This is a genomic window from Pseudoalteromonas sp. SG45-5, from assembly GCF_014164085.1.
GTDB lineage: Bacteria > Pseudomonadota > Gammaproteobacteria > Enterobacterales > Alteromonadaceae > Pseudoalteromonas > Pseudoalteromonas aliena.
Map to the genome: position 1 here is coordinate 1 of NZ_JACJEM010000040.1, position 22,421 is coordinate 22,421.

Sequence of the window (22,421 nt, forward strand, 5' to 3'; positions counted from 1 at the left end):
AACAACACCAAACTCCCACTTTATATTCTGCATAAAATACAGTAATCGATTGAACCAAAATAGGAACTCAGCTATGGTTTGTTTATCAATAAAAATAAATAAAAAAACGAGTTAATCTACAGGCTCGTTAGCCATATAGGAGTAATACGATAATATGGAATACTTGTGGTTAGTAATTCCGGCTTGCATGACATTGCTTGTTGTCTTATTCATAAAGGAGAGGAAGCAAAAAAAGGAAACGCTCACTCAATTAGAAAAAGATGGTTTTAAGCATGTTTTTTATGGCGACGGTACGAATTTTATCGCCTTTAATCTCGTCAATGGATATTTTAGATTTGGTCGCCTTAATTCAGGTGATTTCGCTGAGAGGCCAGTTAATTTCATTACTAATTATGAATGGAAATGGGTGGATAGAAACGCCCAACGATTTTCAAATAAGTTCTTTTTTTATATTTCAGATGTTGAACATTCGATGCATGAAGTCTTTTATAATGACAAGGCAAGAAAAGCAGAAGTTGAGTGGGCTAAAATTCAAGCTGTTTACAGCGAATGTTGCTCATCCCAGTATCAGGTGGTTGAAAACATGGAACGAAATGACAGGTATGATTTTTTTGTTTCTCATGCCAGTGAAGATAAGAATGAGTTTGTACGTCCACTTGTTCAAGAGCTTAATAGCCTGGGGTTGAAAGTGTGGTATGACGAGTTTTCGCTTGAAATAGGTGATAGCTTGAGGCGAACTATTGATCATGGCTTAGGTAATGCAAAATATGGAATTGTTGTTTTATCACCGGCATTTTTTGCAAAGCAGTGGCCTCAGTATGAACTCGATGCCTTAGTAAATAGATCGATGAGCGGCGAGAAAGTTATTTTACCCGTTTGGCATGGTGTTCAACATCAAGAGGTGTCTCAATATAGTCACAGCCTTGCTGACAAAGTTGCTTTTTCATCGTCGTCATTAAATATTCAAGAGATGGCATCTGAATTTCTACGGTTACTACAAAAAAATGGCTAACAAACGGCTGCACCGGACAAATTTTCGCTGGCGCATTTTGTGCAAAAAAAGCACAAAAGCTGCCAGCAAAAATTTGCTCGGTGAGCCGGGCGTTAGGCTTTATAGCTGCACATCAATAGTTTCACAGTCAATAAAAAGGATAGGTTATGGAAGTTGTAGAAAAAATATTAGATTATCAACTAACTCATAGTGTTTTTGATAATGCAACATTTTCAGGGACAGACGGAATTGCTAAGCTTGCAATAAATAAGGGGTTTAATACGTTATCGCCTAAACAAAAATCAGTACTTGAGCCATACCTATCTACAACATGTTCAGGTGTTACCGATCCAGGGGGATACCATATGGATGTTCGGCTGAGCTAGATGGTGAGGCACTACTGAATGCTTATGAACTGTGCGATGATACCGAGTCGTTAGTTTGCGAAGACTGCAATAATGAACAGGCGGATTATGCTCATCAATGGGATAAGATCTCTCAAGAATAAAGCCTAACAAGAACTTCAAACGGAAAAAATACAGTTGGCTGCCTCACTTCGTTCACATTATAATTAAACTAGACACCCATTGTAATTATTACAGAAATCGCCAATGAGAACAGGAAGGTAAGCTCAGTTTATAAATAATGAATCACGAAAAAGACTCAGCTATATAGATAAAACGAAAGTGAATGCCTTTACTTTACACTGCTGCAATAGTATTGCTTTGTTCATAATAGTGAAAAGCTGAAAAGCAAGATGCTTTTTATCACCTCATATAAGCCACTCAAACAGCAGTAATCCCTTTCAAAATGCCAACTAAAATAGCAGCAAATCTTCTTTAATCTTTTACGCAAGGTTGAAGTAACCAATTGACCCAAAAAAGGAACTCAGCTATGGTTAAAGCACCGATATAAGTAAATAAAAATAAGTTAATATAAGGCTTGTATAAGCATATATTACAAATCAGGCAGGAGAAAAAATATGCCAGTATGTGATGGGAATAATTGTTCAAATAATATTCCATGGAGAATTACTAGTGCTAGTCTGCAGGTTTCGAGTGGAACAGAAAAATTTAAAATAGATGAGATTAAAAGGGTTCTAAATCAAGTAATCCGTACTGCATATGGAGGCTGTTCAAATGTAATAAATGTTGCGGCGAAGGGCGTTGTTTTTAAAAATTATTGCAATAAGTGTTGGTCAAAACAAGCTGCGATCTGGGGAGATGTAGCAACCTACAAAGATGCTCGCGCAAAAACGGATTCTACAGCTATTTATTTTCAGGTTTTGAGTCCTTCATTCATAGTAAATCATTCACCAGATTTGGAGCGAATACTTTCTTGTGCGTGTCACGAATTAATGCACTACTGGTCCCATAACTCTATGGGATTACAGGATTACAACCGAACCATAAATGTAGATTGGGATGAAGCTGTTGCAGACTTATTAGGTTACCTTACCTACAAAGAGTATTTTCGTGGCCGTTTCAAAAAGTATATTACTCCCTATAATAAATATCCTAAATGTATCGACCTTGCTAGGCAATCATTTATGAGTAGGCCTAAATTTCAATGGAACAAAATAATAGAGGGTGGTGATGAGCGTGCGCAATTACCCACGGAGCTGAAATTATTTTTCGATAAACAAGCCTGGGATAAGTCGATGCCTCAAGTTTTGAAGTTAAAAGCCTCAGATATTGTTTCAGAAATATTATTTAGCTCATTGGTCAAGTGGTTCTTTAATGGACCCCATGAAAGGGCTCCATCTATTGGAAAAAACTGTAGAGAATTTTTGACTGCAAATGGTATTCAAAAGCTCATTAACACTAGTCAAGTGTTCCCTGCATATGCCGGATATGACACAGAACACATATTATAATTTTTATTATCGGTTTAGAATTGGGCTATGCGAAAGTAGCCTAACAAGTTGCTGTACTCTGAAATTTACTTGCTACGCTCATCATTTTTGGTGAGCAGCAATTAGGAACACTGGACTTTCTATAGTTTTTTAGAGGTGGTGCACTTCGCTTGAATCTGGCTTTGAATCACTTTACCACTACAGGGGAAGAGTTTTGTTCTTCAATTAGAGTGTCTATCAGGTTTAATTCCTTAAAATAGCCGTGAGTTCTCTTATTATATTTTAATGGTAATGCAGCAAACAATTGAACTAAAATAGGAACTAAGTTATAGTTTGAATGCTAATGAAAAGTAAACAAAAAATGAGCTAATCTTTAGGCTCATTATATTAAACAAGGATTGTATATGAATTTTAAATTATTAATGTGCACGCTTAGCTTTTCTCTCCTCTTTGCCTGTAACGACAGTTCCCCAGATAGCCAAACAACAGAATTAACTAATTTAATAGGGACTAACTATCAAAAGTGGAAAAACTCTAATATAAATACGTACGCATTTACATATCATGCACCGCCTAGTGATTGCCCAGCAACTGATGCACTCCCTCCCGTAGAAATAACGATTGAGAACAATGTAATTACCAAACTTTACATACCTGAACTAGGTGAAAGCTTAGAACTCGATTCTCAGGTGTATCCAACTATTGCGGATGTTTTCGAAAATATGCTTAAGTCAGTTGAACATATCAAAGGTACTCCATTATTTGATAAAACGTTTGGCTACCCCATAAGCTATGAAACGGATATTAGTGATTTAGAATGTGATGGTTATTCAATAACCATAACTTCATTTATGTAACCAGAATGGGTAGCCGGAGGTCTTTGACCTCCAGCCTCAAACTATCCTCAAAACAAATTAAAATAACCCCATCCTAATTATTATGAAAGTTGCCAATTGAGGGGTTTAGTTTATACAATGAATTATAAAAAATCGACGTTGTATAGATTAAGGTGAAACTAGATAATTAGCCTCGCAGTAGTCCTCTTTATGAAAATTATAAAAGCTGAGGTATTTAACCTATTTTTTGAGATTGAAGGGATAATACTTCTGTCAGTCAGGGAAAGCGATTCCAGTCGCTGAGCAAAGCCGAACGCTGGCTATTTTCACTAAAGTGATTATTTAAGACTGAATTAAAACGCATGCAAAAGGCTGGTTTTTACTAGATTAAAAGTTTTGCACCACGATTAACCCCCAAGGCTGAATGAATTTCAATTTTCAAAGGTCAGTACACCCTAATGTAATAATTATTAATATAACGATTTGAAAGAGTGACTATGATTATAAAAACAAAAATAGGTTTTGGTACTCTACTAAGTGCTTTATTTTTTACACCTGCTTTAGGTTTTGCAAAAACAGATGCGCCTACAACTCCTGAGCAGTGGCGTAGTATTACTAATAGCGATATAGAAGCTGCTTACAATATAACCGCACTAAACCACCCCGGTATGGTTGATGTTAATAACCCAGCGTTTCCAGCATTATTAAAAAAAGCAAAAGTAGAAGCATTAGCATTATCGGTTGAAGCGAGCGGGCCGCAGGTTCATGTAGCTGCAATTGCGCGCTTTAACACTGTGTTACAAGATGGCCACGCGGGTGCGTTTTCAAGCGTAGAGCGACCAGCGCGCCGCTGGGCAGGTTTTAGTGCTGTATGGCGAGGCGATGCGCTAAAAGTGTATTACAGCGAAGCCAAAAATATTAGCAAAGGCGACGTTGTAAGCCAATGTGATGGGCAAAGCACTGATACCTTAATGCGTAAGAGAATATTTAAGTTTCATGGCGAAGTGGCACAGCCTGGTCATTGGTGGCAGCAAGGTTGGCGGTTACTAATTGACGAGGGCAATCCATTTTTAACCCTTTTAAAAGAATGCAAATTTGTTAAAGCCAATGGCGAAACTTTTACACAAGTACTGAATTGGTCAGTAATGCCTAAATCAGTCAGCAAACATTTAGAAAATGCCTACAACGGTGATGAACTCCCCATTGATTTAACGTGGCCTGATAAACATATAGCTTGGATTGCTATGCCTAGTTTTTCGGTAAACGATAAACAAACAGCTGCCTACAATAAAGTGTTTGAAAAAATACAACAGCAGCGTAGCAAACTGCTTACTGCAAAAGCAGTGGTATTAGATTTGCGTCATAATCAAGGTGGTTCGTCTTATTGGAGCTTACAAATAGCAAAAAGGTTATGGGGTGAAAAAGTTGTAAATCACAATGCGGCTGGTTTGTCTCAAAATACGCAAGTGTGGTGGAGAGCATCAAAAGATAATACTGACTATGTGCAGTCGTTAATTGAGGTTGTGAAAGATCAGCCCGAAACGCATGCAGCTATCACAGCTGTTGCTAGCGGGATGACACAAGCGCTTAAAAACAACAAACCGTTTTACATTGAAGAAAAAGATAGCCAACCAGCGCTAGATCAAAACACATCCTTAACCAGCGACTTTAAAACCAAGGTGTTTGTTATAGTGCCACCGCAATGCGCGAGTGCCTGCTTAGATGCCATTGACGTGTTTAAACTATTTCCAAACACGCAATTATTTGGTGCACCAAGCAGTGCAGATTCTATGTATATGGAGGTACGCTTAGCTGATTTACCCTCAGGTTTAGGCAAGGTGATTGTGCCTAACAAAGTGTACGTTAACAGAGCTCGTGAAAAAGGTGATTATTATAAACCAGATATAGCGTACAGTGGTATTGATTGGACGACTGGTCTGTTACTTGAGGAGATTAAAAGTAACGAATAAGCTGGTTTGTTTCTACTTTGTTACTATTAGCAGTAACAAAGTAGATAACCTGCATCGCATTTAAAAGCTGTATTGGTATATATCGCCTTGAATAGCTTTTAGGCGAACCCAGAATATGTATTGCTGATCAGGTGCTATTGTATACTGATGAACGAAATTATCAGGCTTTGGCATAATCAAACTCTCTTTTTGTGTCTTGATGTCGAACGCCCAAATCCCCGTAGCTTCTCGGTAAAAGTATAAATTTTGGTTAATAAGTTGCCAGTTGAGCCAATTGATTCGATTAAAGTCTTTAATAACGAGTTCTTCATTTGATTCTGTTAACTTTTTACGCCATAAGCCATCTACATTAAATTTTGAGTAATAGAGGTATTGATCAACAATTCTGCCACTGTAGCCTCCATTTAAGGTTAATTGAGTGTGTTTGTCTGTACTTCGTTGATACAACCACAGTTGCCATTGTCCAGAATAGTTGCCGCTATAAATAATGTTATTGTGTGCGTCGTAATTAGCAACATAACTACTGCGGTTTTTAATAAATACTTTTTGATAGGTATTTTTATTTAAATCTAGTTCAAAAACATCGCCGTGCTTAGTAAATAAAATACGACTGCCATCATCAGACAGTTCGTAGCGGACAAACTGTAAGTCAAAGGGAAAATCGATATCAATTAATTGGGCTTTGTTATTTTTAATTCTCCAAAAGTGATGACTTTTATAACGCGTAGATAAAAAAGTCTGTGTGTCAGCCTGCATTCGGGGAAGAAGCTCTGTACGCGCACTTTGCTGCCACACATGCTGACTTTGGTTTAGAGTGTCATACTTTACAATTTCGCTTACGACATCAAGACTACTTACTAATAGCGAGGCATTCAATTTGGTTGGAATAACCGCTAAAGAACTAATTGTAAAATCTAATTGCTTAAGAAGTGTATATTGGCCGTTAGTCGTATCTAGTGAAAAAAGCCTATTGGTGTCGGCAATAATTAATGTATTACCATTTGGGTGCCATACCAAGTTTTTAAGACGAAGGTTTACTGTGTGTTTGTTTAGTTGCTGCTCTTCAAGCTTTATAATTATTGTTGATTCGCTTTCGCTTATATAACGAATAATAGCGAGTTGGTTGTTATGACGATTGTAGGAAAAATCAAAATCACCTTTGGTATTATTCTTACTATTCGGGTTTGTAATCTGTTTTAATCTACTTGTGTTTACATTATAGCCATATACTTGATATGGATGAGATTTACTAAAACGCTTGTTGAAGTAAAAGGTGTTATTTTCTCCCCATACTAATGAAATGGGAGGCTCATCGCATGGTAATAAAGATTGTTTTTGCTTTGTGAGTACATAATAAATCGAAATTAAACACTGTTCATTATAGTGTGTTGCATAAACAATACGTTTCCCATCAGCGCTTATAGCTGCTAACGAGTTGGTGAGTATCTTGTTTTGAGCATGTGTTTTTGTATCGTATAAATAGATTGATTGACTATCATCCTCATCAAGATGATGAAATAAAATGAGCCCTCCAAATTGGGTTGCTGATAGCTTGTATTCTCTGCCTTGCAAACCGACCAATGGTGCACTAACAAGTGATAATTGATTCGGTGTGGTTAAGTTTTTAACTTTGGAGGCGGTGCTTAAAAGTGCAATCAATAGCAGGGCTATAGTAACTGCAATAATTGATGCTTTTTTGATATTGCGCACAGGTTTTTTAAATAATTGGCTTTTAAAAGCAACCTTTTGATCAGCAGGCATTTTATCGTGCGAAATATCTGTATTCGTTACAGTAGCAACTAACCGATATCCTTGAGTAGGCACAGTTTCAATAATGGTCTCATCAGTGAACGCTGAAAAATGGTTTCTTAATAAAGACACGGTTCGGTTGATTGCACCTTCGCCTACAACCCGATTATTCCAGACTTCAACTATGAGTTGGTCTCGAGTGACAATTTTCCCATTGGCTGCTAGTAAAGCCGTTAATAAACTGAACACTTTTGGTTCAAGTTTTCTAGTTTGACTGTCACTTTTTAATGTTCGTTGCTCTTCGTCAAAAATAACGGCCGAAATACGGACAGCCATAGGGTTCTCTATGATATTGAAATTAAATCGGTTTTTTAAACATAACATAAATATAACAAAAACATAAGCGCCAACGATGGCCGTACTAAGTAAATACATGATTTGCTACTCACTCATATTTAATAAGAGTAAAGAAAATGCGTGTTTATTTATATTTATTATTAAAAATAATGGCGGTTACATTATTATTAATGGGCTGTAATGGTACCAACAAAGACTCAAAACTGACGGGCACAGAACCCAGTAATTTGACAAAAATTAATTTAAATAACCGAAGCTATTATATTGCAATGCCAAGTAATAATTTTGATGCGAAAAAGTCTTATAAGCTTTTATTGGCCTTTCATGGCTCTGGTCAGGGTGCAAAAAATATGCAAAGTATGGCGGCGTTTGAATCAGCATCAGAAAATTATATCGTCGTTTATCCACAATCAAAAGTTGAAGAGTGGAATGAAGGATGCGACTGCAATAAACCTCATCGATTAGGTATTAATGATTTGGCGTTTGTCGAAAATGTTGTGACTGATGTTAAAGCTAAGCATAACATTATTGATGAGGAGCTTTTTGCGGTTGGATTTTCTCAAGGCGGCTTATTTGCACAAAACTTGATGTGTAATAGTGAGTTAAAGTTTACGGCTATCGCGTCAGTTGCCGCACCTATGTCAGAGCAATTGTCACAACGGTGCGAGATAAAAAATGACACCAACTACATGATGGTACACGGAACAAATGACCAGCCTTTACCTTTTGAGGGGAGGGCACATTCAAACTTTGGGTTAATTCCAAGTACACTTGCTATTGAATTAATAGCTAAAGCAAACGGCATAGATGCGGATGTACAATTACAAAAAAACCAAACAGTCGCTAAGTATCTATTTAAAAACGAGACTTATATTAACCAATTGGTGGCAATTGAAGGGGGTGGGCATAGTTGGGTTTTTAATGACTTTAGCACCACGAATGAAGTAGTTAGCTTTTTTGATACAGTAAGTAGAACTAAACTCGATACCTATTCAAAACTATACCGTATTGATCAGCAACAAAAAAAAGATGTACACGTACGTAGCATGGGTCTTGAACATTCGGGGCCTGCGATTATTCTTTTATCAGGCTTTAATAAAAACTTTCATAGTGACAGTGCTTGGTTTTCATTACTGCAGCCATTGATAGCAAAAACTCATCGTGTACACGTCATAGAACGCTTTGGAAATGGTTTTAGTAGCTCTGCTGAGCAACCATCGTATGCTTCCTTTGTACCTGCATTAGATAAAACGTTGGGGCTGCTTAATGAAAAGGAGCTAATTATTGTTAGCTTTGCCAGTGCAAATATTTTGGCTCATTTATGGCAGAACTCACCGGATTCACAATTTGTAACTGGCCTTAACGGTATGGTGTGGATTGACCCTGATATTTTGTTGCCACACTCTATTAGTTTGTACCAAGATTGGCCCGTATATTGGTTTAGAGATACGGGAGATGCTCTGATAACACATATAGAGGAAGGTAATTGGACGCAAAGGACTCGAGATAAATTAACTGATGAGCGCACAACGGTTGAAACACTCATCGCTTCACAATATAAAGCAGAGATGGATTGGCTGTATTTTGATTTAATAAGCCAAAGCCGTACTCAAATTGATAAACAAGTAACTCGAGCAAGAGAGATCATGAATTATCATGATGATTTAAACCGTGTTATTAGTGCTGATATAGCCAAATCCATTCCAATCTCCGTTATAGATACTGATTTTGAATCGTATGATATTAAAAATGCAGAGCCAGAATACGTAGATGGTTTAGTCTTATGGCAACAAGAGGGCTCTTTATGGAGCCAGCAAGTTAGCGAGCAATCGGGAGGGCAATATATACCGCTGAGTAATAGCGATCATATGGCAGTTTTTCAGCACCCTGACGACATTTTAAAAGCAATAGCAAATATAAAAAGTAAATGAGCTGAACTCAGGATAATAAATCTATCTCGAGCAGCTATTATCAGCGCTAACTGCGTTGAATTTACTTGCAATAGGCCCGCTATTGACGCGTAAATACAGCCTTGCTATCACTGAAAATCTCTTAACCAGAGTTCAGGTTAAATAAATTAAAAACTAACTCTAATATCCTAAATAAGTGAGCTTATGCTCACTTATTTTTTAAATGGCATGATCAATAAGCCCCATAACGAGGCATTTTGCTTTTGGCTTGGATATTCTTTTAAGCCAATATTTATATCTGCGTCGGTTTTTTTCGCTTTATCTTTGTAGCTACCAAATAATTTATCCCACCAAATAACACTAAAACCATAATTTGAGTTAGTTTCGCTAACCACTTGGCTATGGTGAATTCGATGCAATATTTGCGTCATTAAAATTAAACGCAGTGGTTTTTCAATGGCATTAGGTAGGCGTATATTTGCATGGTTAAATAATGCTAAACCATTAAGTGCTATTTCAAATATTAGTACCGCAATGGCAGGTACGCCAAGAGCAGTTATTACAATGAGTTTTATAAGTATGCTCAGTACAATTTCTATAGGGTGGAAGCGCAGCCCTGTACTGGTATCTACGTGTGCATCGGCGTGATGTACACGGTGTAAGCGCCATAAAATAGGCACGTTATGGAATAACCTATGTTGCCAATAAATTAATATATCGAGTAAAAGTATGCTCAATATAATAATTAAACTGCTTGGTAGCGCTATGTGATTAAATAAGCCTATGCCGTGCTCTTGATTGTAAAGTGCTACGGCGGTTAGCCCAATGGGAACCACTAAGCGCGCAACAACTGATGAAGCAAACACTAACCCAAAGTTGGCAAACCAACGTGTACTGCTTTTTATTGGTGATTTGCGCGCTGGTTTTTGCGCTTCAAGCAGCATCATTATAACTAAAATGCTAAAAAAGAAGCCTAAGCGCCACCATACTTCATTAGTCATCTATTACCTCAGAATTTGAACTGCTAGGCACGTTTACAGCTGCTTTGTTAGCATCGGCTTCTTGTTGCTTAAGTGTGTGATAACCGCCATGTATACGGGTAAAAATAGTTATGCCACACGCAATAGCAAAAATGCTCGCCATAACCGCAAAGTGCTGCGGCCAAATACAAAATGCAATAAATAGCGCTATTGTTTCAGTGCCTTCGGTTAAGCCGTTTAAGTAGTAAAAGCTTTTATATTTAAATTGCGGTTTTTCGAGTTTAAATTTTTCGGCGGCAATCGCAAAAGCTAAAAAGCTTGAACCCGTACCAATAAAAGTAGCAAGTAATAACGATCCCGCTATCGCGTTTTGCTCAGGGTTTGCCAAAATAAAGCCAAGCGGAATAGCCGCGTAAAATAAAAAGTCGAGTGTGATATCTAAAAATCCACCCGCGCTTGAACTTTGGTTTGCATAGCGTGCTAATGCGCCATCAAGTCCATCTAAAATTCGATTTAAAGTAATGGCGACTAATGCGCCGTACCACATTTCAAACGCCAGTAATGGCACGGCTAATAAGCCAACTAAAAAGCCTACCACGGTGAGCTGATCGGCGGTTATGCCGCGTCTATGCATAAGCATAACCACAGGTGTTAAAAGTGGCTTAATTACAGGGGTGATAAATTTGTCTAGCATGTTTATTGCCTTATGCGTTTAAAGCTATGTATTTAAAGTGCGCTACTTAAAGTAATGAGTTTGCCACTTGCAGCGTCGGCGTCGCTATGGTCATGAGTTACCATAATTGCAGGTAGCTTATGATCGCGTATTTGGCTAAATACGAGTTCGCGTGTATCAACACGCAGTTGGGTGTCGAGTTTGCTAAAGGGTTCGTCGAGTAAAATGGCTTTAGGTTCGCTCAGCAGCATACGTAATAATGCAACACGGGCTTGTTGCCCACCCGATAAATTGTCGGGGTGGCGATTACCCATGTCTTTAAGACCTACTTGCTCAAGTGCGTGTGCTATTTTTTCAAGGCGTTGTTTTTTATTACCTTTGGGCATTGCAAAGGCAATGTTACCAGCAACAGTTAAATGTGAAAACAATAAAGCGTCTTGATAAAGCACTCCAATATGGCGCAAGTGTGGAGGGGTGTTATCGATATTTTGACCATTAAGCCACACCTCTCCATTGGCCTTAAAGCTACTTGGTAAAGTACCCGTAAGCCAATTTAATAAGCTTGATTTACCACTGCCTGATGGGCCCATAATAGTCAGAATTTCACCGCCATTAACTTGCTCGTTTAAGCTAAGTAACAGTTCACTTTGGCGATAAAGCTGACAATTTTTAATCTGTAACGATGACTGCATTCAAAAACCTTAACCCTGATAGTGTTAAACATGGGTGCTTTAAATATGTGCGCGTTTAAACACGTGCACTTTTGAAAAAATATTTAGGTAAACCCCATGCCAGTATAAATCCAATAAGTGGCAACGCCATTTGCATAATAGCGTACACGGCACTGGTGCGTCTGCTTGCGCCATTGGCAAGCGTAACGGCTTCGGTTGTTATTGTGGCTATGCGCCCGCCGCCAGCTAAAAGCGTGGGGAGGTATTGTCCAAAACTAATTGCTAAGCCCAGTGCGGCTGCAATTAAAATAGGGGCAAACAACTGAGGTAGTTTTACTTTAAAAAACACCTTGCATGGCGCTGCGCCTAGGCTTGCTGCAACATGAGCAAAACGAGGATCTAAGCGCCTATAACTGCTCGCAAGTGACAAAAACACATAAGGCAACACAAACAGTAAATGCGTAAGTACCACATTAAAAAATGCGGCTTGGTTATTTACCAATTGTTGTATCCATACTAGCCCAAACAAAAAGGCAATACTGGGTACTAATAACGGTAAATAAATAATTAAACTGGTAAAACGAGAAATAGGTTTGTCACTCAACTGCTCTGATTCTAAACACAATAAAGTAAGAATAATGGCAAATAATGTGGTTACTAAACCGATTGCTAGGGTATTAAAAAGCGGATTGCCCATTTGCATTAGCGCACTTTTAAAATGCAGTAGTGTAAATTGCTCAGGGATTGCATCTGGAAAGCGCCAAAAGCCTGCAACCGACCACATAACTAAACCAATAAGCGACAATAGTATAAAGCTAATTACTAATGCGGTGAGTACGACCGTTATTTTTTGCCAATAAAATCCGCCGTATTCGCGCACTCCATTAGTGAGAGAGTCGCTAAATAGCACTCTTACGGCCTTTTCTGCGCCAAGCCAAAGGGCTAACAACCCGCCTGTAACAGCTAGTTGTAATAAAGCACCTGCTGAGGCTTTAATACGCAGGTTTAAATCAACATCGTTAAACCAATGCATTATTGCAACGGCCAACGTGGGTGGTGTATTTGGGCCTAAAATGAGTGGCATTTCTACACTGGCACTTGCATAGGCAAGCACGGCTAAAAGGGGCAAACGCAGCAGCGGATAAAGACTTGGCAGTATTACTTTAAAAAAGGCGGTCATTGGGCAATAACCCAAGTTAAGTGCAATCTTATGTTGTTGGCGTAATTTTTTGCCAAGCTCAGGTTGTGCAAGTACGCCCAGTGCCATTAATAATAAAAAGGGAAGCTCTTTTAGTGTTAAGCCTAAAATTATACTAATACCGAACGAATCATGCGGAAACATGCCGTTTGGCGCAAGTTCCCAACCGCTTAACCAAGGCGACGCTAAGCGTGAAATCATACCTGAAGGGGCAATTAAAAACCCCAGCGCAATAGCCGCTGCGGCATGAGGTATAACTAATATAGGGCTCAATAAACGCTGAATTCGGTTAAGCCACGGGCTATTAAAAAACGCAGCTAAAATCATTAAGGTAATGATAAATGCAAGCAAAGTACTTATTAAGCCTGTTGCAACGCTTAAGGTAACCATTTGGGTAAGGCCAGGTGTTTGCCAAAGGGCATTAAAACCTTGCAAGCTAAACGTTGTTTGCTCAAGTACGGGCGCATAACCAAAGGCAGGCAGCAAGACGCTAATTAAGCCACCAAGTACGGGTAATATAAGTAGAGCGAGTAAAAATCGCGGGCTAAATTTTACAATGCGCGTAAACATATCGGTGCTGCACTGCGTTGTTGCTTTGGTATTTAATGGTACACTTTTTGAAATAACGCTCATTGGCTTACTCCATAACGGGTTTGCCAACCTTGCATAATGGCGTTTACCCAGCTTGGATGAGGTTCACTCAATGTGCGTTTAATACCGTTTAAAGGCAGTGCACTTGGATGCGGTTTAGCTGTTTTAAATAAGGCTTGCTGATCAGACGTTAACGTTGATTGAATAAGTACGCTTTTATCGCCCCATATAGGCGCTTTTTGTTTTTGAGCTTGCGCCTCAGGGCTGAGTAAAAAATTAGCCACTAATTGCGCACTTTGCTGGTGGCTTGCATTGTAAGGGATTGCCACAAAATGGGTATTACTTAAACTGCCATCACTCATTGCGTAACTGCGAATGCTGTTTGGTAAATCATAGCGTTTTACAGCAGCTGGTACTTCAGGTGCTGAAAAAGTAAAGGCTAAACTCAACTCTGTATCGTCCACAAGGCGGCGCATTTGAGCACCACTTTGCATAAAATAAGTGCCACCACGCCAAAGTGTTGGGTGGAGTTTATCTAAAAAGTCCCACAGTGGGCTTAACACTTGCGCTGTGTTTTTAGTTGTAGCTGATTGGTTTAGCTGCGCTTTAATATTTTCGCTGCTTTGCTGATGCAGTACAACTAAGGCGTATTTTAAAAAGCTCATACCTAAAAAGTCAGGCGGCTTTGGGTAACTAAAGCGACCAGGGTTTTGTGCGCTCCAGTTTAACAATTCGTTTAATGTCGTCGGCAATTTATTGTTTGCATTACCATTTATTGCAATGCTGTCGTAATAAAACGTAAGTGACGCTTGCCCCCATGGAGCCTCCATCCCATTGGTAGGTAAACCAAAGTCAAAGGTTACAGCAGGGTTATTAGCCGGATCGGTTAATGCAAAGTAGGGGAGTTTATTTGCCCATTGCTTTAAAAGCAGAGAGTGCTCGCTCATGGTGGCAAAGTTAGCCCCGTTGATCCACATTAAATCTACGCTGCCTTGGTTGTTATTGTTTGCTGATTTTTCGGCAAGTACACGGCTTACTGCTTCGATGGTGTCACTTAATTTTACATGTACTAGGTTAATGTTGTACTTAGTTTTAACTTGCTGCGCTGCCCACTGAATATAAGCATTTATTTGCGCGTCGCCGCCCCATGCATAAAAGTAAACATCTTGATTGCGACCTAGTGCTTGAACTTGTTGCCAGCGAGATCCCTGTTGTGTGTTTATTACTAAATTACTTTTACTATTTGAATTAATAACGGGATTAGCAAACGCAGTGCTCGAAAAAGCAGCTAAATTTACGATTGTACAAACGCAAAACGCGACACAGCAAAAACTGTATCGCGCCTGTGTATGCCAAAACTTAATGGCGAACATTTAAATCCCAGTTGTAGTCTAAAAATTTAACTTTCATGTCATCATTTTTAAGTGCTTTTTGCTGAGCGGGTATCAGTTTAAGTGCATCGCTGTATTGCAAGAAAAACTGCTGTAGTGTGTTTGCACCTCTAAAGCCTTTTTCAAAGTCATCGCCGTACCACTTAAATATTGAAGACACGCTTAGCGTATTTTCTTGAGCCATATTACGTGTCATATCTGATAAAAAGCGCACCGTTTGCTCTTGCAATTGGCTTTCTAAATCAGTGGCTGTATACGCTTCTTCTCGAAGCGCTGGACAATCAATACTCGCGCAATTTACCGCAAAGTGAATGCGTGGGTCGTTGTATTTACCGCTACCACGTATTAAACCATGCTCAATATCATCAAGGCTGCGAGTTTTGCCAAGTAATGGCACAAACTCTTTACTCCATGGTGAGCTAAAAAAGCTCCCTAAGTCTTTAATTGATTTAAGATCTGGGTACTTTGTCAATATAAGTTCAACAGTCCACGCATTATAAGCATTGATTAAAAAAGCGAGTTGCTTAGGCTTTTCCCATGCGTCAAATTCGCTTTGCGTTACAGCCGTTAACGAATCTAAATACGTTTTTAGCTGTGCATGCTCACGTTTTATGGCAGCGTAATCAACCTCAGTACTGTGATTATGGTTAATAGCAACAACATGCCTATTTAACAATGCATTCCAGCTATCGTGCATGTTTTGGGCTTGGGCCGAAAATGACGTTGTAAACGATGTTGCAACTAAAGCTGAGCCAAATAACAATGCTTTTAGAGGTGTTTTAAACATAATTAACCTCGACGCCAAGTATGGTATTTTTCGAGCAAGTTAAGCACTTTTTCAGGTGCATGAGCGCGTTTCCACTCGCCTGCTGCGTACTTATTACCTTCAGCCCAAGTAGGATAGCTGTGTATAGTACCGAGTATTTTATTAAGGCCTAAGCCGTGTTTCATTGCCAGTACAAACTCAGCAATCAAATCGCCAGCGTGTTCAGACACCACAGTAACACCCAATATTTTGTCTTTGCCTTTTGGTGTAATCACTTTAATGAAGCCTTTTGTAGCGCTGTCGGTAATTGCACGGTCTAGTTCTTCAAATTCAAAGCGAGTAATTTCGTAATCTATGCCTTTGTCTTTTGCGTCTTGCTCGTTTAAACCAACACGTGCTACTTCTGGGTCAATAAACGTAGTCCACGGAATAACACGGTAATCGACTTTAAACTTTTTAAGGTGACCAAATAAGCCATTTACCGCTGCGTACCAACCCTGATGAGCTGCCACATGTGTAAACTGGTATGGACCTACAATATCACCTGCTGCAAAAATATTAGGGTAGAGCGTTTCAAGGTATTCGTTAGTTACCACTGTACGGTTTGTCTCTATGCCTAGCTCTTCAAGACCGTAACCTTTAAGGCGTGCACTTCGGCCAACGGCGCATAGTAGCTCGTCGTATTCAATATCTATTTCTTTGTCGTTATGTTTAACAACAATATATTTTTTACCATCGCGAGCTTCACAGCGTAATGCCTGATGCGATGTTAAAATATTAACGCCACTTTCGGTTAACGCTTCGTGAGCAAAGGTAGACACTTCAAGATCTTCTTTGATCATGATGCGTTCCGCCATTTCAATTTGTGTCACGCTTGAACCTAAACGTGCAAAGCTTTGTGCTAATTCGCTGCCAATTGGACCACCACCAAGTACGACAAGTTTTTTAGGTGCCTCATCCAGCTCTGCAAATTTATTCCACAATGTATCGCTTGTTACATAGCCTGTTTCTTCAATACCTGGTAGTGGCGGTACAAACGGGCGTGCGCCAGTGGCAATAACAATAGTGCGAGCAGTGAGTGTTTGCGTGCCACCGTCGTTAAGTTTAATTTCTACAGTCCACGGGTCTATTAATTTACCGTAACCTTTTACAACATCTACGCCTAAGTTAGTGTAACGTTCAACACTGTCGTGTGGTGCTACATCGGCAATAACTCTGTGAACACGTGCCATCACTTTTTTGAACGAAAACTGTGGAGTTGCGTTTTCTAGGCCGTAGTTTTCACCGTGGCGAATTTGCTCTGCAATTTTAGCGCTTTTAATGACTGCTTTACTTGGGACACAACCATAATTTAAACAGTCGCCACCCATTTCGCCCGCTTCAATAAGGGTTACTTTTGCTTTAACAGCAGCGGCAATGTAACTGGTTACTAAACCACCAGCGCCCGCGCCAATAACAATCATGTTACGGTCGAACTTTTTAGGCTTAGTATAATTTTTGTATACACGGCGTTTTTTAAACACGTTTAAAATGCCTTTTGCAATAAATGGAAAGATACCTAATAAAGCGAACGATAAGATTAAGTTGAATGATAAAATTCCAGATAAGCTCTCTATTTGCGCCAGTTGCGTACCAGCAAGAACAAACACAAATGTACCTGCTAACATACCTAACTGGCTTACCCAATAATAAGTCCATGACTTTATTGCAGTAACGCCCATTAGTAAGTTGATTAAAAAGAACGGAAAAACAGGCACTAAACGAAGGGTGAATAAGTAAAAGCCACCTTCTTTTTCAACACCAGCATCAATTGCGGCTAGCCGCTCAGGAAAACGTTGTTTGATAGAATCGCGTAATAAATATCGTGATACTAAAAAGGCAAGCGTTGCACCAATAGTTGATGCAAAAGATGCAACCAATAAACCTTCAACTAGACCAAATAATGCGCCTGCTGCCAGTGTTAAAATAGCCGCGCCCGGTAAAGAGAGAGCAGTCACTACTACGTATAGCAAAAAGAACCCACCAATAACTAATAAGGGAGACTGCTCTTTGTACTGGTTAAACTGATCCATCGACCCTTTTAAGCCATCAAGCGTTAGTAACTGTTGCAGATCATAATGAAAGAACAGGCCAACTGCGGCTGCTACAATCAATAATAAAAATATTTTTTTAATCATCTTCTCTCTCTTAAAAACTATGCGTAAGGGTTAACTTTGCGCTTATTGGTAACTCAGGAAAAGCTAATGTTGCACCAAAGTAACCGCCTTCAAATACAGGGCGCCAATTTTTTTGATTTGTGACGTTGTTTACATCTAAACGTAATTTAGTACTAGGTGTAAAAGCGTAGCTAGTATTAACGTTTAATGTGTACTGATCACGAATTTTTACCGTCGCTAAAAAGTCTAATGGGTAACTCTTTGTATATAGACCTGAAAAACCCGCCTGCCATTTCGTATTTATTGAATAGTTTCCGTTAAAACTGAACGATTGCTCAGGAATGCCTTGAACTTGGCGATTAGAGCGTGCAAATGGTGTAAAGCTAGGTGCCCCAACACTCGTACCTGCAATAATATCTGGACGTGAGTTGTCAAATGCATCAGCGACTTGCGCTGAATCTTGACTACTTGCAGAGTTGTCGTAACGCGCATCAATATAGCTGTACCCAGCACTAAACCAATATGGGTAGGCATCGTAAAATACTTGGCCTTCAAACCCTTGTGTACGAATACCGGTATTGCTTCCATCGCGGTTACGTAAACTACGGCGCTGGCTAAATAAAGCGCCATCGGCGTACCAGTCGCTGTCAGTGGGTGCGTATTTTAAACCAAACTCAACAAGGGTGTTTTCGGTAGCAAAGTTTTGTGCACTGATTGCGTTGTCGCCACCCAGTGATGTGCCACCTGCCATGCTGTTTGATGTAGCTTCGTTATAACTTGCCGCACCGTAAGTGGTGTAATCATTATTTAGTTTGTAATTAAAGCTAACTTGACCCGATTGCAGCGTGTCGTTAATGCTATCACTGGCGGCAACTTGACCTTGTGGTGCTATTGGGTCGTGCGCGTCTACATCATAATAATCAACACGATAACCTATGCTTGTATGAAACTTATTTGTCCAATCTGAATCTTGCTGAATAGCAAACCCAGTTTGCCACGAGCGAGAGTCCGTAGTGTCTGATAAGTTAAAGTCGCCGCTACCATCGTTGTTAATATCGTACTGGCCACCAGGAGATACAAACACACCTGGACTAATTTCAATTAAACGTGCTTGTTGCGCATTGGTTAAAGGAATACGACGATTTGAAATTGGGCCAGTTAAATCAATCGGTAAATCGGCTTCGGTAGTAAATTGGCTGTAGCCTAATACACGGTTGTAACGTACATCAAATGCAAAAATTGTTTGTTGTTTGTCACTCCATTGATAAGTTAATTCGGTACGGTTTTGTGCTGTATCGGCACCGTCTATAATTTCCACGAAGCTGTTTTGCGCAATTTCTTCACGTTGTAAGTGCTGAAAATACGTAATGTTTTTTATTGATACGTTGTTAGAAAGTTCACGCTTATAAATACTGTGTAGTAAGTAGGTAGTGGCTTCGTTTTGGTTATCAGGATCGGTAAGTACCGCGCTACGGTCTATTTTTACTTGTCCAGTAGGCGAAATGATAGACCCTGCTGCTGGTATTGTGCTGCCGTTTGCTTGCACGCCTTGGCCTGTAATGTATAAGCCATGATCTATGAGTGCTTGAGTAGGGCGATTAATACCTGCGTTATCGGTAAATTCAACTTGGTATAACTCAAAATTAATATCCCAGCTGCTTTTCTCATCTGGCAATATTCGTAACGCTGCAAATAAGCTATCGCTTTTGGTTCCAGAGTAGTCGTAGTAGCTTCCATTATCAATGTGCTCAGCGCTTACTCTAAAGCCAACTTTGTTTTTTACAATCGGTGCGCTGTAATCCACTAAAACACGGTATTGATCCCACCGGCCAGCTGACAAGCTCGCTTTGCCTTTGCTTTCATCAGTAGACGCTTTTTTAGAATGTAGATTCACAAAGCCACCATTACGTTGGCTCGAACCGAATAAAACCGGTGGTGCGCCTTTTACTACATCTATTTGCTCTACAGGATTAAATGATAACGGCACGCCAAAACCATTGTTACCTGCTTGGCGGCGTGTACCATCTTGGAAAAGTTCACCGAGCTGTCCACGAATTGTTGGCAAACTCGGTGCACCAAATCCACTCGCTGAATAGGTATTAGGACTAACTGCTAGCACATCCTGCAGCGTTGTAATATTAAGTTGTTCTATCAGTTCGCTTGAAATAGGGGTGACTGAGCGTGCTATATCTTGCAGTGCTAAGTTGTCACCAAAAGGCCCATCAACCGTAGAGTCTTTAACCGAAAGACCTTGAGATTTAATAACTTGGCCCGCCACTTCAATGCGCTCTATTGCATCATTTTTTGTTGTTTTTGATTCTTCAGCTGCAAAAGCACTCAGTGGTGTATTTAATATGGTGGCTAAGGATAAAGCCAAGTATGCGTGTTTCAAACGTTTTCTCTCTACGGTTATATGTTGATGGCGATAAAGACCGAAAGGCTTAAAAATAACTTTCAGTAAAATTTTGTTTCTTTTCGTTTTTTAGAACATAACAAAAATAGATGCATAATTAACGATTGCCCAATACAGTAATTGGTCTACATTGAATCTAAATATTTGCTTTTAATGATTTTTTTAATTATAGCTTATTTTTAGCTGTTAACTCTTCATATGTATTTACTTCTATACAAGGTACTTGATACCGAACTATCCACAGTCCAAGTTAATTACAAGGTTAAAGAGCTACTTTAATTAAAATAATTTAAAAATTTTGAAATAAAAACGAATCTATACGGTCTTGGTTACTTCAAGGTTTATTTATATATTTTTAAAGGAAGTTTTATGACAAGTTCAATGAATTCTGACGTTCAAAATCGTCTGCAGTGGTCTCTTTTATCGCTTCGTTTAGGCGTTTTTATCGTAATGATCATGTGGACGTTCGATAAATTCGTAAATCCAGGCCATAGCGCACGTATTTTTGAGCACTTTTACGGGATCAGTGGTTCATCAGATATTGTTGCTTATATACTGGGTGGTTTGCAGCTTATTTTAGTATTAGCATTTGTAGCGGGTATTAAAAAGCGTATCACGTACGGTCTGATATTTGTAATGCATGGATTATCGACTCTCTCGTCATACAATCAATATATCGACGGTTTTAATAATCTATTGTTTTTTACTGCTTGGCCAATGTGGGCTGCGTGTTTTGCACTTTACTTATTACGTGATCAAGACGTAAAATTTACTATTAAGTAGTGCCCACATCGTTAAAAGAAAAATGGTTATAAGGCATTTGCCTTATAACCAAACAGTACACAGGGAGTGTATTTAAGTTAAACGGTTTCAAATTAATGCATAGCGTCGTTATATTGTTTTGCTAAGCTTTCTTTTTGTTCTTCAGTGAGTGCTTTTCCTGCCAATTGAAATACTTCGTGTTCTTCTTCGCTTAAATGATGATGGACTAAATGATGCAGCTTTTTAGCTGTAACTAGCCAAGCCGGTGAACTCATTTCGGTAACCTCAAGGTCTTCAATTAACTCATCAATTTCATGATGCTCGGCAACACTGTGACGTGATTTTTCATGAGTTAAATCATCAAGCATTAGCGGGTTATAAAAATAACGCTCTTCAAATTTTGCGTGCTCTTTTAATTCTGTTTTAAGCTGATCCATTAATGTGTGGCGTTCATCAGTGTCGCCATGAGTTTGAATAAGTGCATCTACCAATTTTCGTTGTTTGTCGTGATCATGTCGTAGTGCTTCAAAAATATTCATAACTAATCCTTTCACTTATTATTTAATTGCTTATACCAATAGATAGCAAGCTAAATGCCAATGTGTAAGTTGTTGAATTTTATTGTTTATGTTTTTAATGGTTCATTTTTTGATTATTATTCTGTAAATTTTACAATGATTTAAGTGCAATAATTTCATGCCTACAGGTATTTAATGGTTGTATGTTTTATTAAAGCGATAAAGTAGTGATACCATTCAGGTAGAAGTGACAACCAACGCTCAAGTGCATAAATAAAAATATCATAAAAGCGACTTTTGTAGGTGAATTAGAAGGATTGTTTTTTAGAATTTTTGTTATTGTTACGCTGTTATTAGCGATTAACAGCAGGTTAATCTATTACTATTCAAATGAGGTATACATGCAAAGTACTTTAAGAGCAAAAATAATTACTGTATGTGATAAAAAAATAGCGACGAAGGGCGAAAATGTAGGCCTTTCTTTTTATGCGTTTTTTGCAAATAAAAACGACGATCCTGAGCTACTCATGGAAGCGGCTACATGGTGGATACACACCCATCAATTAGATCATTTTGTAAAAGCATATAAAATCAAACAAATGGTGTTAGATGGGCTTTAACTGGTTCAACGATT

The 22,421-nt window shown here is 39.0% G+C and carries 18 protein-coding genes; 8 read left to right on the forward strand and 10 right to left on the reverse strand.

The window, feature by feature from the left end; all coding sequences use genetic code 11:
- Nucleotides 1-154: 154 nt before the first annotated feature.
- From H5119_RS13410 to H5119_RS13430, 5 genes are all read left to right on the forward strand, one after another.
- The gene (locus H5119_RS13410) at nt 155-1,012 is read left to right on the forward strand and encodes a toll/interleukin-1 receptor domain-containing protein (RefSeq protein WP_182702585.1); all 858 of its coding nucleotides are present in this window, start codon (nt 155-157) and stop codon (nt 1,010-1,012) included.
- Between the two features lie 146 nt (nt 1,013-1,158).
- Complete coding sequence (locus tag H5119_RS20345) at nt 1,159-1,377, forward strand: hypothetical protein (RefSeq protein WP_220492860.1); 219 nt, start codon at nt 1,159-1,161, stop codon at nt 1,375-1,377.
- A 596-nt stretch (nt 1,378-1,973) separates the two neighbouring features.
- Nucleotides 1,974-2,867: a hypothetical protein gene (locus tag H5119_RS13420; RefSeq protein ID WP_182702586.1), complete on the forward strand. Its 894-nt coding sequence runs from the start codon at nt 1,974-1,976 to the stop codon at nt 2,865-2,867.
- A 383-nt stretch (nt 2,868-3,250) separates the two neighbouring features.
- Complete coding sequence (locus tag H5119_RS13425) at nt 3,251-3,703, forward strand: DUF6174 domain-containing protein (RefSeq protein ID WP_182702587.1); 453 nt, start codon at nt 3,251-3,253, stop codon at nt 3,701-3,703.
- Between the two features lie 476 nt (nt 3,704-4,179).
- Entirely contained in the window at nt 4,180-5,652 is a 1,473-nt protein-coding gene (locus H5119_RS13430) for a S41 family peptidase (RefSeq protein ID WP_182702588.1), read from the forward strand.
- Between the two features lie 60 nt (nt 5,653-5,712).
- Here H5119_RS13430 and H5119_RS13435 read toward each other — a convergent pair whose 3' ends face one another.
- Nucleotides 5,713-7,737, reverse strand: coding sequence for a winged helix-turn-helix domain-containing protein (locus H5119_RS13435; protein ID WP_182702589.1), 2,025 nt, complete (start codon nt 7,735-7,737; stop codon nt 5,713-5,715).
- Between the two features lie 137 nt (nt 7,738-7,874).
- Between H5119_RS13435 and H5119_RS13440 the strand changes: the two genes are divergently transcribed.
- Nucleotides 7,875-9,689 (forward strand): alpha/beta hydrolase, encoded by a 1,815-nt coding sequence (locus H5119_RS13440; RefSeq protein WP_182702590.1) that lies wholly within the window; start codon nt 7,875-7,877, stop codon nt 9,687-9,689.
- A 191-nt stretch (nt 9,690-9,880) separates the two neighbouring features.
- Here H5119_RS13440 and H5119_RS13445 read toward each other — a convergent pair whose 3' ends face one another.
- Genes H5119_RS13445 through H5119_RS13480 form a run of 8 tightly spaced genes read right to left on the reverse strand, consistent with a single transcriptional unit; the run spans nt 9,881 to nt 20,486 of the window.
- The gene (locus H5119_RS13445; RefSeq protein WP_182702591.1) at nt 9,881-10,669 is read right to left on the reverse strand and encodes a sterol desaturase family protein; all 789 of its coding nucleotides are present in this window, start codon (nt 10,667-10,669) and stop codon (nt 9,881-9,883) included.
- Nucleotides 10,662-11,342 (reverse strand): CDP-alcohol phosphatidyltransferase family protein, encoded by a 681-nt coding sequence (locus H5119_RS13450; RefSeq protein ID WP_182702592.1) that lies wholly within the window; start codon nt 11,340-11,342, stop codon nt 10,662-10,664. Before H5119_RS13450 ends, H5119_RS13445 begins: the two co-directional genes overlap by 8 nt.
- Nucleotides 11,343-11,374: 32 nt before the next feature.
- Entirely contained in the window at nt 11,375-12,013 is a 639-nt protein-coding gene (locus tag H5119_RS13455) for an ATP-binding cassette domain-containing protein (protein WP_182702593.1), read from the reverse strand.
- Nucleotides 12,014-12,068: 55 nt separating this feature from the next.
- On the reverse strand, nt 12,069-13,823 hold the full coding sequence (locus H5119_RS13460; RefSeq protein ID WP_182702594.1) for an ABC transporter permease: 1,755 nt from the start codon (nt 13,821-13,823) through the stop codon (nt 12,069-12,071).
- On the reverse strand, nt 13,820-15,154 hold the full coding sequence (locus H5119_RS13465) for an ABC transporter substrate-binding protein (RefSeq protein ID WP_182702595.1): 1,335 nt from the start codon (nt 15,152-15,154) through the stop codon (nt 13,820-13,822). Before H5119_RS13465 ends, H5119_RS13460 begins: the two co-directional genes overlap by 4 nt.
- Nucleotides 15,141-15,959: a DUF547 domain-containing protein gene (locus tag H5119_RS13470; RefSeq protein ID WP_182702596.1), complete on the reverse strand. Its 819-nt coding sequence runs from the start codon at nt 15,957-15,959 to the stop codon at nt 15,141-15,143. Before H5119_RS13470 ends, H5119_RS13465 begins: the two co-directional genes overlap by 14 nt.
- Before the next feature lie 2 nt (nt 15,960-15,961).
- Nucleotides 15,962-18,115 carry an FAD-dependent oxidoreductase gene (locus H5119_RS13475; RefSeq protein WP_182702597.1) on the reverse strand — a complete coding sequence of 718 codons (2,154 nt, stop codon included), beginning with the start codon at nt 18,113-18,115 and terminating at the stop codon, nt 15,962-15,964.
- A gap of 10 nt (nt 18,116-18,125) precedes the next feature.
- Nucleotides 18,126-20,486, reverse strand: a complete 2,361-nt coding sequence (locus tag H5119_RS13480; RefSeq protein WP_182702598.1) for a TonB-dependent siderophore receptor — start codon at nt 20,484-20,486, stop codon at nt 18,126-18,128.
- Between the two features lie 390 nt (nt 20,487-20,876).
- Here H5119_RS13480 and H5119_RS13485 point away from each other — a divergent pair, with 390 nt between their 5' ends.
- On the forward strand, nt 20,877-21,290 hold the full coding sequence (locus H5119_RS13485; RefSeq protein ID WP_077535616.1) for a hypothetical protein: 414 nt from the start codon (nt 20,877-20,879) through the stop codon (nt 21,288-21,290).
- A gap of 92 nt (nt 21,291-21,382) precedes the next feature.
- Here H5119_RS13485 and H5119_RS13490 read toward each other — a convergent pair whose 3' ends face one another.
- Nucleotides 21,383-21,808: a hemerythrin domain-containing protein gene (locus H5119_RS13490; RefSeq protein ID WP_077535617.1), complete on the reverse strand. Its 426-nt coding sequence runs from the start codon at nt 21,806-21,808 to the stop codon at nt 21,383-21,385.
- A 380-nt stretch (nt 21,809-22,188) separates the two neighbouring features.
- Here H5119_RS13490 and H5119_RS13495 point away from each other — a divergent pair, with 380 nt between their 5' ends.
- Nucleotides 22,189-22,407, forward strand: coding sequence for a DUF6500 family protein (locus H5119_RS13495; RefSeq protein ID WP_138584811.1), 219 nt, complete (start codon nt 22,189-22,191; stop codon nt 22,405-22,407).
- Nucleotides 22,408-22,421 lie beyond the last annotated feature (14 nt).